10 protein-coding genes are annotated in these 12,830 nt (G+C 62.9%); 6 read left to right on the top strand and 4 right to left on the bottom strand.

The window, feature by feature from the left end; translation table 11 throughout:
- Positions 1 to 22: 22 nt before the first annotated feature.
- Positions 23 to 2,329 (bottom strand): CHASE2 domain-containing protein, encoded by a 2,307-nt coding sequence (locus IEV88_RS04140; protein WP_188160006.1) that lies wholly within the window; start codon positions 2,327 to 2,329, stop codon positions 23 to 25.
- Between the two features lie 229 nt (positions 2,330 to 2,558).
- On the opposite strand from IEV88_RS04140, the gene IEV88_RS04145 reads away from it, so the two are divergent.
- The 4 genes from IEV88_RS04145 to IEV88_RS04160 are packed head-to-tail and all read left to right on the top strand — an operon-like array spanning position 2,559 to position 6,141.
- Entirely contained in the window at positions 2,559 to 3,710 is a 1,152-nt protein-coding gene (locus IEV88_RS04145) for an MlaE family ABC transporter permease (RefSeq protein ID WP_188160007.1), read from the top strand.
- Positions 3,707 to 4,534, top strand: a complete 828-nt coding sequence (locus IEV88_RS04150; RefSeq protein WP_188160008.1) for an ABC transporter ATP-binding protein — start codon at positions 3,707 to 3,709, stop codon at positions 4,532 to 4,534. Before IEV88_RS04145 ends, IEV88_RS04150 begins: the two co-directional genes overlap by 4 nt.
- A gap of 4 nt (positions 4,535 to 4,538) precedes the next feature.
- Complete coding sequence (locus IEV88_RS04155; RefSeq protein WP_188160009.1) at positions 4,539 to 5,477, top strand: MlaD family protein; 939 nt, start codon at positions 4,539 to 4,541, stop codon at positions 5,475 to 5,477.
- 22 nt (positions 5,478 to 5,499) lie between these two features.
- Positions 5,500 to 6,141: an ABC-type transport auxiliary lipoprotein family protein gene (locus IEV88_RS04160; RefSeq protein ID WP_188160010.1), complete on the top strand. Its 642-nt coding sequence runs from the start codon at positions 5,500 to 5,502 to the stop codon at positions 6,139 to 6,141.
- A gap of 96 nt (positions 6,142 to 6,237) precedes the next feature.
- Here the strand turns inward: IEV88_RS04160 and IEV88_RS04165 are convergent, their stop codons facing one another.
- Positions 6,238 to 8,235 (bottom strand): coiled-coil domain-containing protein, encoded by a 1,998-nt coding sequence (locus tag IEV88_RS04165; RefSeq protein ID WP_188160011.1) that lies wholly within the window; start codon positions 8,233 to 8,235, stop codon positions 6,238 to 6,240.
- Between the two features lie 201 nt (positions 8,236 to 8,436).
- Here IEV88_RS04165 and IEV88_RS04170 point away from each other — a divergent pair, with 201 nt between their 5' ends.
- Positions 8,437 to 9,321, top strand: a complete 885-nt coding sequence (locus IEV88_RS04170; protein WP_188481197.1) for an ion transporter — start codon at positions 8,437 to 8,439, stop codon at positions 9,319 to 9,321.
- Here IEV88_RS04170 and IEV88_RS04175 read toward each other — a convergent pair whose 3' ends face one another.
- Together IEV88_RS04175 and IEV88_RS04180 are read right to left on the bottom strand one after the other, a co-directional pair.
- Entirely contained in the window at positions 9,322 to 10,101 is a 780-nt protein-coding gene (locus tag IEV88_RS04175; RefSeq protein ID WP_188160013.1) for an enoyl-CoA hydratase-related protein, read from the bottom strand.
- A gap of 79 nt (positions 10,102 to 10,180) precedes the next feature.
- Positions 10,181 to 11,413 (bottom strand): cation:proton antiporter domain-containing protein, encoded by a 1,233-nt coding sequence (locus tag IEV88_RS04180; protein WP_188160014.1) that lies wholly within the window; start codon positions 11,411 to 11,413, stop codon positions 10,181 to 10,183.
- Positions 11,414 to 11,700: 287 nt separating this feature from the next.
- On the opposite strand from IEV88_RS04180, the gene thiO reads away from it, so the two are divergent.
- Entirely contained in the window at positions 11,701 to 12,816 is a 1,116-nt protein-coding gene (thiO, locus tag IEV88_RS04185) for a glycine oxidase ThiO (RefSeq protein WP_188160015.1), read from the top strand.
- Positions 12,817 to 12,830: the final 14 nt, after the last annotated feature.

A 12,830-nucleotide genomic window follows, 5' to 3' on the forward strand; every position in this document is an offset into this window, starting at 1 on the left:
CGGGCTGGCCGGAGCCTTCTGTCTACAGATAGACCTGCTGGCCGCCATCCCAGAGAGGGGCCTTGCTTTCTGCTGCGCCTTCCTTGCGGGCATGGCCGATCCGGTCACGGAACAGGTCGACATAGGCCTCGTGGGTGCCGGGCAGTTCTTCGAGCTGCTTGAGATACGCCTCCGCCGCGGCGATGGAGCCTTCGCGCCAGGAGACAACCAGCGCGCGCTGGGTATCTGACATGGTACGGAAAGCTTTCGAGGCTTTCAGGAACGGGTTGCCGACGAGGCCATAGACAGGCCGTGGCGTCGTATCGTCATTCACCTTGAGCACATCGAGATCGAGAAAGGCGAAGTGATGGCGCAGGGCGGTGAAGACAGTCTCGTCGCAGATGATGGCGGGGCCATACAGGCGCGAGCGGTTGCGCAGCAGATTGGCGAAGGCGACGGCGGGACCGATAACGGAATAGCGGTTGCGGTTGCCGCGACCGACAGGGCCTGAAAAACACACATCGCTGGAAATGCCGACCTCGAGACGGCCCTGGCTGAAGGGCGAGGAGATTTCCTTGCCCAACAGTCGCGCCGGCCTGACCGACTGGGCGAGCTCGGTATCCTCCGCCAACTGATTGACATCCTCGATCATCTGCAGGGCGCAGGAGCAGGCATCCTCGATGTGATCGACGGATTCCTCCGGGACGTTCCAGTAGCCGAGCAGCCGGCCGTCCTCGCCATAATCGACCGTGCCGCCGAGATTGAGAATGGTCTGGCGCAGCCGGTCATTGGTCTGGGCCTTGAAAGCCATATAGGCGGCCGGATCCTTGAGGAATTCGGCGCGGATCGCCTCGGGCAGACGGACATTGCAGGACAGGACCGTGACCTGGCGGCGCGTGCCGTCGAGAAGATGTGCAGCGCGGCCCCGCTGCAGCTTGGCCATGGTCGACGGCGGCAGGGCGCCGTGGAAGGCGCCGCGCACGGCGTCGTCACGCAAGACCGAACCGGCGAGGCGGCTGAGAACGACACCGATCTGCCCGCCGATCATCGCCGAAATGGCGGGCGATGGATCGATCAGCAGCGAGGAATTCGAAAAGATCATCCAGGACAGGATGAACGTCGCGATGGACAGGACGGCCGTGTAGGTCGCAGCGAGTACTGGTTTCAGGATCAGGGCGCAGATCACCGCGCCGACACCGAGGAGGAGGGCAAGCCCCGCTTCGAGGAAGCCGGCCCATTCCGGCCGGTTGAGGCTGACCCCGTCGGCGAGCTGGTCGGCCATCAGGGCATGGACCTGGGTCTTCGACATCTCACCGCGCGCGGTGTGGACGATCGAGCCTGAATTCACATTCTCGCCGATGAAGACGACATTGCCCTGCAGGGCGCTGGTCCAGCTGTCACTGCCGGACAGGACGCGCCAGGCGGAGATGGTCGGGATCGAGACGTCGCTCGGCAGATACAGGGCGGCGGCATTCTGGCGATCCAGCGCAATCGTGTCGCCATCGATGATCATCTGCGTGAAGGTGCGCCCGGACGAGCGCACGACGCTGCGATGAGGCACAGCGGTGGCAGTGCCATTCTGCAGGATGACCGACGCCAGCGCCGTGCTGGGCACCGGCGTGCCATAGGCGTTCCAGGCGAGAGGAACGCGCCGGACCGTGCCGTCTCTGTCGGCGGGCAGGGCGCTGACGGACGAGCGGGCATTGGCGGCGATATTGCTGGCGAGCTGTCCTTGCGGGCGGCTCAGGGGCAGGGCAAGGAAGTCGGTCTCGGCGCCATTGGCGGTTTCCAGCGTGAGCCACGAAACACCGGTGGCCTCGGTCCTGATCCAGGCCTGACCGCTCGACAAATCGGCATAGGGCTCCGATGCGATGGCGACGGCTGAGGGAATCGTGGCGAGGGCATTGCCGAGGCTGACGTCATTGCTCGGCAGGCGGGATACCGCCTCTGCGACGGCGCCGCTGGTCTGACCCTGCCGGTTGAACCAGTACTGGCCAACGACTTCAGGCGACAGCGGGTCCGGCCCTTCGACCGGGACCGTGATGACAACAGCGCGGGCGCCGGCCTGGCGGACCGACCCGACGAGTTCGGCAAGGGCGGTGCGCGGCCATGGCCATGGACCGACACGCTCGATGCTTTCCCCGTCGATCATGACGATCGCAGGATTGAATCCGTCATCAGCACTCACCTCGCGCGGGTCGAGACGCATGAACAGGTCAAAAAATGTCTCCCGCGGCTGAACGCCGGTGTTCACGGAGGTGCCGAGCGTCAGGCCGACAATGGTCATGATGATGAGAATGGGCAGGATCGACAGCCAGTGGTGCTGGGGCGTCAGTTTTTTCTCGAACAAGGGGCAGGTCTCTCTCTCACTGGCGCGGTCTTTGGCGAAAGAAGGCGCGGTCCGGTCACGGAAATCTCATTCAACATGCTGCCGGTCAAGCAGATTTCATGGCCAATTTTCACGGTAATATTTGGTAAACCCGGTGTTTAGACCAAGTTCAGGTTCTTGTGTCATAACACGCCATGGTGAATGCCGTTTATTGCCGAAAAGCATAAACTGCGTCGAGTAAGGGTAAAAGATGTCGGCCGCGGCTTTTGAGTTACAGGAAACGGAAGACGGTTGGTGCCTGGAGGCAACCGGGACCTGGTCATTGGGTGCCGGGCTCGGCAATATCGACGGCAAGCTGCGCCGTTTTGCCGAGAAGTCCATGAGCAAAGCGCTGAAGATCGACCTTTCCGGCGTTGAAACCATGGATACAGCCGGCGCGATGATGCTGCAACGGACCATGCGCGCATGTTCCCAGCGTGAGCAAATGGCCGATGACGATGCCCTCTATGGCTTTGACAATGTAAAAGAGGGCTATAAGGGCCTTCTTGCCGCCGCCGCCAATCACCTCTCCCCCTGCGAGATTGACGTCAATCAGGGCAGTGCCTTCGTCCTGATGCTGGAGCGGGTCGGGCGCGGGACCGAAGACCTGATGCACGAAATCCTGAGGCTCGTCAGCTATCTGGGCGAGGTTCTTGTCGGTCTTTACACCGTACTCTCCAGGCCCAAGCGATTGCGCATGACGTCCATTGTGCACCACATGGAGGAGTCGGGGCTCAACGCGACCCTGATCGTCGGGCTGATGTCGTTTCTGATCGGCGCGGTGATCGCCTTCATGGGCGCAACGGTGCTGGCCCAGTTCGGGGCGCAGATTTTCGTTGTCGAGCTGATCGGCATCACGGTCCTGAGGGAATTCGGCGTCTTGCTCACCGCCATCCTGATTGCCGGGCGGTCGGGCAGTGCCTTCACCGCCGCCATCGGCTCGATGAAGCTGCGCGAGGAAATCGACGCCATGGAGGCGATGGGCATCAACCCGATGGAAGCGCTGGTCCTGCCGCGCCTGATCGCCATGGTCTTCGTTCTGCCGGCCTTGACCTTCATCGCCGCGATGATGGGCCTGATCGGTGGCGGCCTGGTGGCATGGCTGCAAATGGATATTTCTCCGGCCATGTTCCTGACCCGGACCCAGGACATCATCGTGGTCGAGAATTTCATGGTCGGTATGGTCAAGGCGCCCTTCTTCGCCTTCGCCATCTCGGTGATCGGCTGTTACCAGGGCATGCGGGTTTCGGGCTCGGCTGAGGAACTCGGCCGCCATACGACCATTTCCGTGGTCCAGTCGCTGTTCACCGTCATCCTGCTGGATGCGGGGTTCGCGATCTTCTTCATGGAGCTGAACATATGACCGCGAGAGGAGAGAAGGGCGATCCGATCATCGAGATCAAAAAGCTGACGACCGGCTTCGGCTCGCAGATCATTCACCAGGATCTCGACCTGACGGTGAAACGCGGCGAGATCCTGGGCATTGTCGGCGGGTCGGGGACCGGCAAGTCGGTCCTTTTGAAGGCGATCATCGGGCTGATCAAGCCGCGGTCAGGGGCGATCCGCATCTTCGGCGAGGATGTGCTGTCCATGAACGATCGTGATCACCGGGAGATCGACCGGCGCCTTGGTGTCCTGTTTCAGGACGGCGCCCTTTTTTCCGCCATGACGGTGGCGCAGAATGTGATTGCGCCGTTGCGCGAGCACCTGAACCTCAGCTCCGAATTGCAGCAGGAAATCGCCTCGATGAAGATCACCCTGTCGGGCCTGCCGCTCGACGCGGCAACGAAATACCCGTCAGAGCTGTCCGGCGGCATGCGTAAGCGGGCCGGCCTTGCGAGGGCCCTCGCCATGGACCCGGATATCGTCTTCCTCGACGAGCCGACGGCGGGGCTCGATCCGATCGGTGCGGCGAAATTCGACGATTTGATCATTAGTCTCAAAGAATCCTTAGGGTTAACCGTGTTTATGGTTACCCATGACCTGGATAGCCTTCATCGCGCCTGCGACCGCGTCGCGGTGCTGGCCGAGAAAAAAGTCCGGGCGATCGGTCCGCTGGAGGAAGTCCGCAAGAACGATCACCCCTGGATACAGGAATATTTTTCCGGCCCGCGCGGCCGGGCTGCCTTGGCCTCTTCTGTGCAAGAACAGGACAGGTCGGGCGACAGAGAAGCAACAGTAGAGTAAACCGATGGAAACACGGGCACATTATATCCTGATTGGCGCTTTCATGCTGCTGGCCATTTTCATGGCGGTGCTGTTTGCGCTCTGGCTCGGCTCGGTCGAGCGTGAGTTCGACGAGTATGACGTCGTCTTCAACGAGCGCGTCTCCGGCCTTTCCGACGGCGCGGCCGTGCTGTTCAACGGCATCGATGTCGGCGAAGTGCGCGACCTCAAGCTCGACGAGAACAATCCCGAGCGTGTTATCGCCCGGGTGCGCGTCGACCAGGACACGCCGATCAAGCTCGATACCAAGGCTGAACTTGAGCTGCAGGGCGTGACCGGCCTCGCCGTGATCCAGTTCTCCGGCGGCTCACCGGCCAGCCCGCTGATGAAGGAAGTATCGCGCCGCCGGCCGCCGCAGATCCAGGCATCGCTGTCGCCGATCACGCGCCTGCTGGAAGGCGGCGGCAATATCGTCGCCAGCGTCCAGCGCCTGCTGACCCAGGAAAATACCGACACGGTCACCCGCATCCTTGCCGATGTGGAGACCATTACCGACGCCCTTGCCCGAAAGGATGAGGAAATCGTCCGCACGATCGAGAATATCGCCACCGCCAGCGACCAGCTTGCTGCCTTCGCCGACACGCTCGATGAACGCTCGGCCGAACTGGAAAGCATCCTCCAGGGCGCAGACAGCTTCGTGAACGAGGATCTGCAGGCTTCGCTCGAGGAAATCGATGCCGTCGTCAGCGAGGCACGCGCGTTTGCCGAAGAGCTGCGTTCGACCCTTGGCGACAACCGCGGGGCGATCGACGCCTTCGCCCAGCAGGGTCTTGGCGAAGCGGCTGCCGCCATTGCCGAGAGCCGCCGCCTCATCCGCACCATGGACCAGATCCTGCGCGAGGTGGAACGCGACCCGGCCCGGTTCCTGTTCGGCGATACCCGCCCGCAGGCCCAATCCAATTGATCAGGAAAGAATGGATATTCCAATGACAAGAAATACTTGCTTCTCGATCCTGAAACCGGCTTTTGCCGCGCTTGCCATGGCATCGCTGTCTGGCTGTGCCTCGCTGATTCTCGGCAGTGGCGACGTGCCGCCGCGTTATACCCTGCAGCCGGTGGCGATCTCGACGGAGACGGTCGATCCGCTCAGAGTGCGCCTGGTCGTCACCGACCCGCAATCAGAGGCCGCCTTCGACACGTCGCGGATCAGCTTCTCGCCGGAGCCGCTGCGCTACGAATATTACGTCGATGGTGAGTGGACCGACCAGCTGCCGCTGCTTTTCGGGATCTTCCTGCAGCGCAATTTCGAGAATGACGGGCGCGTCGCCACGGTTGGCGACCGCGTCTCCGTGCCGCTTGGCGATTATGTCCTGCGTACCGACATCAGGGCATTCCATGTCCAGCGCCGCGGCGAGAGCCGGACTGCGGTTGTCAGCTATTCGGCGAAGCTGTTCAACAGCCGTAACGATGCAATTGCCACCCGCATCTTCTCGACCAGCGAACCGGTGCCGGAACAGGGGCTCGACGGCGCCGTCGAAGCGCTCAATCTTGCCGCGCGCCGCAGCGCGATGGAAACGATCGACTGGACGCTTGAACTGATGCGGCAAAATCCGGTGCCGACAAACTAGAGCTCGTGCGCCCAACCGGGCACACAAAGATGCTCTACATCTCTGAAGTAGATCAACTTTCCGCGTTCAAATGTTTCCATTTGAACGCAGGTTGATCTACCCGAAATAATCGAGGGCGCCGCCGACCAGGACATAGACCTGGCCGAGGGGTGAGCCGAGATAGTCGTCGATGAGGCCATCGGCGTCGTCGCCATCCTCATCGGGCTCGAGCAGGGCATCGAAATTGGCGAGGAAGTCGAAGACTGCCCGCTCGAATATCTCGTTGCGGTCGACTTCTGCCTTCAACTTGCGGCGGAATTCCATGTCGTCCCGGCGCAGCAGCTCGTTGGCAAAGATATTGCGCTCACCATTCTTGTAGCGCACCAGCTTGTCGGTATCGGGCCGGCCATAGAGCCGCGTCTCGATCTCGACCATGAAGGACTGCATCTGCCGGATCAGCCAGACGATGTCGCTATCGGCCTGGTCCGGCTCCTGCCGGGTCACCGGCGAAGAGGGCGCCGCTGTGGTGACCTGCTGCAGGCGCAGCTGTGACTGGCCGCGCGCTTCGCTCGGCGTTTCCGGATCGTCTGCAGCGGCGAGGATGTCCCGCCACGAGGTCGACTGGCGTTCCTCGCGGGAGGCCGGCATGTCGGGCCGGGTCAGGGTCGGCTCGCGCCGGTCACCGTTCTTCTGGATGGTCGTTCCCGCACCGAAGATCGCACCGCGCGGCGGCGCCGGGGGCACAGGGCGCTCGGCGATAAACGATTTCTCGGCCTCGGGCTTTTCCCCTGTCCTGGACGGTTGGCCAGCGCCGGATGGGCCGGATGCCGGTTGGTCGGGCCGTACCGACGGGGCGGGAGGGCGCGCGGATAGGTCAGGACGCAGGGAGGCGCGCGGCAAATCCTCTTGCACATCCTCTTCGATCCGCATGATCGAGATCGGCCGCTTGGGCGCCTTCGGGGCGAGGTTGCGCGCGGCTTCGGCGCGGGCTGCTTCCAGCCTGTCTGCCCGTTCCTTTTTCTCGGACAGGCTGCTCAGCTTTTCGGTCTGCCGGGCGATGGCTTCGGCCAATTTGTCGGCGCGCTCGCGTTGCTGGGTGATGAGCTGCTCAAGGCGCTCGCTTTCCTCGTGCAGGCGCGCCTGCGCTGCCGAAATGGCTTCAGTATTCTCCTGGAAGGCCTTGGTAACGCTGGCGGATTTGTCCACAGCTTCCTTCGACAGGTTGGCGAAGGCGGAGCCTGATTCCTCGACCTTGTGGCGGCGTTCCTCAAAAGATGTCGCGAGCGTCTCGAAGGCGGTGAGGGCCTTTTCGGCGGTTTCCTCAAGCCGGGTCAGGCGCGCTTCGAGCTCGGCCTCGGCGCCGCTGACGCGCTCGTTCGCGGCTCGGGAGTGTTCTTCGCCAAGCTTGGCCTTTTCGGCAATCGCCTCGGCAAAGGCATCTGCCTGGGTGTTCATCATCTCGGTCAGCTCGATCAGTTTCTCGCGCTCGCGCGCGACCGAGCCGACCAGATCGTCATTGCCGCCGCGCAGGGACGAGCCGACGGTATCGATCGCCTGGACCTGCTGGCGGATCATGCTCTCCGCCGAGGCGAGCTTGATCAGTGCGTCGTCGAGATAGCTGTTGAGGGCGGTGATTTCGGACCTTACCGCCTTGCCGACGGAGCGGACATTGGTGACGGCATGGGTCTCCGGCATGGTGAAGCGCGAGGAGGACATTTCCAGTTCCTCGGCCTTGGCAATCATTCGGAAGGACAGCGAGAGCATCTGCCCGATGATATAGATGAGGGCGGCGAGGGCGATGACGATGGCGAGGATCGGGAAGGTCAGGCCGAACTCGATCGAGAAAAGCCCGGTGCGGTTATAAGCCGACAGGGACATGCCGACCGGCCAGCCGACAACGAAACAGCAAATGAAGATGATCGCAGCGGTACGGAACCAGAATTTCACCTGGACCGAGGCACGCTCCCAGCTTGACGGATCCCGGCGCAGGGGCGGGTCGAAATCCTCGCCATCAAAATCGGCGTCCCCCTCGACAGGATAGGGTAGCCGGGAGACCGACGCGCCGGTGCGGCGCTGACCATCCTTGTCCATGTCCAAGTCGTGAGTGTGTGCCATCGAACTTCCGCCAAGAGGCCGCGCTATATCGGCCGTGCCATGCCCGTCAACGGGCGGTCTGGTTAACGATATCTATCGAACCACTTAAAAATGTTATAAGATTCAGCCTTCTGCCATGCAATGTCTTATCACTTCGCGGACATCTGGTAAAACATCTATGGAATGGCGCTGCGAGGCTCGCCAGACGAAACGGGGATGCCGGTGACTACAGGGGGAAAACGACCACAGGCGCAACTCGACCTCGCGCCGGAGGAGAACGCCCCGCCGCGGCATATCCTGCGCCTGCGCAACGTCATCAACGCGCGACCCTTCCAGTATGCGATCCTGATCCTGATCTTCGCCAATGCGGCGCTGCTGGGGCTGGAGACCCTGCCGCCGATCAGGGAAAACCATCTGGCCCTGTTCCTGGCGATCGATCGCGCGTTTCTTGTCGTGTTCCTCGGTGAACTCGCCGTGCGCATTTACGCCTGGCGGCAGCGCTTCTTCCGCGATGGCTGGAATGTCTTCGACTTCGTCATCATCCTGATCTCGGCACTGGCGACGTCGAACCTGTTCGCCGCCCTTCGTGCCTTCCGCGTGTTGCGGGTGCTGCATGTGGTCACGATGATCCCGCGCATGCGCACGGTCGTGCGCTCGCTGATCGATTCCATTCCCGGCATCCTGTCGGTCGGGGTGATCGTCGTTCTGATTGTCTATGTCTTCGCGGTCATCGCCTCGAACCTCTACGGCGCGGCCCATCCGGTGCTGTTCGGAGACGTTTTCGTGTCGATGTACACGCTGTTCCAGGTGATGACGCTGGAAGGCTGGGCCGAAATCGCGAACACGGTCGCCGGCACCCATCCCAATTCATGGATCTTCTTCATCACCTTCGTACTGATCGGCACCTTCACCATGCTCAACCTGTTCGTCGCCATCGTCGTGCGGGTGGTCGAGGAGGACTCAGAGCACACCGAGGACCTGCTCGTGAAGGAGACCGATGAGGTGCAGCTCGAAGTGCAGGCCCTGCGCAGGGAGATCAGAACCCTGACGGCGCTGGTCGAGACGATCGAGGCGCGCGGCCGCGAGCCTGACGGCAAGGCCGAGTGATCAGTGTTTCAGCCAGCTCGGCTGGCGCTTTTCGAGGAAGGCTTCCAGCCCCTCCTGCGCTTCGGCGCTCTTGCGATTGCGCACGACGCGGTCCGCCATGTCATTGATCAGCGACGGGCCGATCGGCTTGTCGGCATAGGCGTGCAGCATTTCCTTGCAGATCGCCAGCGTGCGCGGCCCGCCTTTCAGGAGGTGGTCGACGAAGATCCCGACCGTGTCGTCGATCTGGGCCTGCATGCAGACCGCCTGGACAAGCCCGATGCGGCGAGCCTCGCTCGCGGAAAACTGCTCGCCGGTCAGGAAATAGCGCCGGGCATTCGCCTGGCCAATGGCTTCCATGACGAATGGGGCGATCACCGCCGGTACGGTGCCGAGATGCACGGCGGGCAGGGCGAACCAGGCATCTTCTGCTGCGATGGTAATGTCGCAACAGGCGGCGATGGCGATACCGCCGCCGAGACAGGGGCCTTCCATCGCGGCAATGGTCGGCTTGTTGAGATTGCGCAAGGCGAGAAGCAGGTGGGCGACCCGGCGGGCATCGTCGGCGGTGCCGGCCTCTGCCATGTGCTGCATCCAGGCGATATCGACACCGGAACAGAAGGCGTCGGGCGTGCCGCGGATCACGATGGCGCGGACCGAAGAAGATGTGTGCAGATGCGCGATCAGCGCCGACAGCTCGTCGATGGTCTCGTTGTCGATGGCATTGTGCGATTCGGGCCGGTTGAGGCGCAGCGTGACGACCCCCTTGTCGCTCGTGTCACTGATGATGCGATTGCTCATGGTCCGTTTGCTCCCTGATGCCGGATCATAGTCCCGCGCCGGAAGCCCTGCAATCTCGGGGCCAGTCCATCGGTGTGACTCAGGACGTGTAATAGCGCCGTTTGCGCGCAAGGGCATGCTGGCGCACGAAATAGCTCGCCAGCGGCCTTGACGACAGGCGCGTCCCGATGATGGCGATGAAGACGCAGGTCGTGCCGATGGTCAGCACCATTTCCTGATCCATCAATGCGCTGATCCCCATCAGCTTGATGAGATAGAGCGCCGAGGCAGCACCGGGTGCGCCGCCGAACCAGGCAAGGAAAGCCTGCTGGTGGGAATTCATCCCGAGCGAGGACAGGGCGATGAGCCGCGGACCGATACGCAGGACAGTGATCGCGCCGATGGAGAACAGGATGATGAGGATATCCGCCTGCAGCAGGCTCGGGCCGAGGATGAAGCCGAAGACGGCATAGGCGACAGGCTTGATCGCGTGGTCGAATTTCTGGCGCAGGTCGCGGCGGCGGGCGGCGGAGAGGCATCCTTCCTCAGACCAGATCAGCCCGGCTGCCCCAGCGGCGATGATCGCTTCACCCTGCAGGAGCGGCGCCAGCAGGAACGCGACGATGCCGCTGCCATAGGCGAAGACGAGCCGGCGATAGTCGCCGTCATCCTTGCCGCGCGATCCCGCATAGCGCTTGCACAAGCGTCCGCCGACAAGGCCGATGGCACCGCCAAGGCCAAAGCCGATGGCGGCACGGAACACGCCGGTCTCGATCACGCCATTGGCGGCAGAGAAGGGCGCGTCCGACAATAGCTCGATGATGATGACCAGCGGCAGGCCGATGACGAGAGCAGCGGCGCTTTCGAGTTCAACGGTTGTCTTGACCTCTCCGGGGGCGGAGGAACTGGTAATCGCGCGCCGGTCTATGGCCGCGCCGTTCAGCATCAGGGCGCCACCGATCAGCAGTGCCGACCAGATCGACAGGCTCGGCATCATGATGAAGGCAGACACGGCCGCAGCGATGAGGAAGAGGGGGCCGGCAATGGTCGCCAGCCGCAGCGCGGCAGGCGACTGGCGCATCAGTCTGGACACCCGGAATTGCAGGCCTGCGATGAAGGCGAGCGCCGCAAGCCCGCCGGCGGCGAGCCGGCTGATCATGTCGTGTTCGATCTCCGGCAATCGCACCAGCTGGTAGAAGCAGCCGGCTGCGACCGCCACACACAAGATGACGGCGGGCCGGGTAGACAGGCGCTGCATCAGGCCTGAACGGGTAAGCCGGGTCAGCGCGACGGCAAGAAGAACCATCGCGGCTATGGCCACAAAATACGCCATGGAATCTCGTTTTTCGCTGCAGGTTGAACGGTGAAGTGATGCGGCTGTTATCGCAATGATTCTTTGCCTGCGTCAGAGGCCGCGGCGAGGAGTTTTCCACAGGCGTTTTGCCCCGGTTTTCCACGGTTTCCCCACCAGTTGTCCACAATCGGCGATGGAGATCGAGCGGCGCGGGAGGTTTTCCCCGTTGGGTGTGGAAAGCGCCGGGAAAAAGCCTGTGGAAAACGCGTCGTCGCGAGCCGCTGTGCAGGTGACAGGGTAGCTGACCTCGTCTAGACAGGCGCGCTATGCATGCGGACATCGTCATCATTGGCGGCGGGCTGATCGGCCTTGCCATCGCGCACCGGCTGGCGGGTGATGGCGCCGATGTGTGCCTGATCGAAGCTGGTCAGCCGGGTGCGGGCACGACCAGCGCGGCGGCTGGCATGCTGTGCCCGGGGTTCGAGCTTGCCCATTTTGCCGCCGAAAAACAGGAAAGTTTCCACCGTTTTGCCATGGCGTCTCTGGCCGGCTGGCGGGAGATGGCACCGGCCCTGGCGGAGGCAACGGGCATTCATATCGATCTGCGGATGAGCGGTGCCCTCGGACTGGCCGCGAATGAAAAAGAGCTTGCCGGGTTTTCCACACTCGCCGGCAGACTTTCAGATTTCGGGCGCAGGCCTGTGATGTTGTCGCGGGATGAGCTCGATCAGCTGCAGCCGGGACTCCATGAGCGGTTCCGGGGCGCCCTTTATCTGGCTGACGAGGGGCAGGTCGATCCGCGCCTTGCTGCGACATCGATGGTGGCGGCATGCGAGGCCATGGGTGTCAGAATCATCGGACAGACCAACGTCACCGGCCTCGATAAAGAGGGCGACCGGGTGACGGCGGTCACGACAGGTGACGGGGAGCGGGTCGCGGCGGGGCAGGTGATCGCTGCTGCCGGGCTTGCCTCGCGCAATTTCTGGCTGGAGCCGGGGCCCGCGCCATTCTTTTCGATCAAGGGGCAGGCGCTGAGCCTTGCGGCGGGTGCTGCCGGTCTTGCCTGCGTGATCCGGACCAGCGGGACCTATCTATGCCCGAAAGCCGACGGGCGGCTGGTCGTCGGCGCGACGGAGGAGCGGGACATCGAGACACTGACAACGGATGAAGACCGTCTTGACAGCCTCTATGAGGGAGCGGCGGCCATTGCGCCCGGATTGAAAGAGTGCGCCGTCACCGGTGCCTGGGCCGGGTTGCGTCCAACGACACCGGACCGGTTGCCGGTGATCGGCCGGTCGCTGCGCGTGCGGAACCTGATCTATGCCGGCGGGCACCATCGAAACGGCATCCTGCTCGCCCCGGCGACCGCGCGCCTTGTGGCGGCAATTGCAGGCGGGGCCGGTAACCCGGCGCTGACCGCGCCGGACAGGTTTGCCGGCTAGACACCCGCATCAGG

The organism is Aquisalinus flavus (genome assembly GCF_014640095.1).
Taxonomy (GTDB): domain Bacteria; phylum Pseudomonadota; class Alphaproteobacteria; order Caulobacterales; family Parvularculaceae; genus Aquisalinus; species Aquisalinus flavus.

Coding starts and splice junctions, on each gene's coding strand:
- IEV88_RS04145 (WP_188160007.1), top strand. CDS start 2,559: ATGTCGGCCGCGGCTTTTGAGTTACAGGAAACGGAAGACGGTTGGTGC.
- IEV88_RS04150 (WP_188160008.1), top strand. CDS start 3,707: ATGACCGCGAGAGGAGAGAAGGGCGATCCGATCATCGAGATCAAAAAG.
- IEV88_RS04155 (WP_188160009.1), top strand. CDS start 4,539: ATGGAAACACGGGCACATTATATCCTGATTGGCGCTTTCATGCTGCTG.
- IEV88_RS04160 (WP_188160010.1), top strand. CDS start 5,500: ATGACAAGAAATACTTGCTTCTCGATCCTGAAACCGGCTTTTGCCGCG.
- IEV88_RS04165 (WP_188160011.1), bottom strand. CDS start 8,235: ATGGCACACACTCACGACTTGGACATGGACAAGGATGGTCAGCGCCGC.
- IEV88_RS04175 (WP_188160013.1), bottom strand. CDS start 10,101: ATGAGCAATCGCATCATCAGTGACACGAGCGACAAGGGGGTCGTCACG.
- IEV88_RS04180 (WP_188160014.1), bottom strand. CDS start 11,413: ATGGCGTATTTTGTGGCCATAGCCGCGATGGTTCTTCTTGCCGTCGCG.
- thiO (WP_188160015.1), top strand. CDS start 11,701: ATGCATGCGGACATCGTCATCATTGGCGGCGGGCTGATCGGCCTTGCC.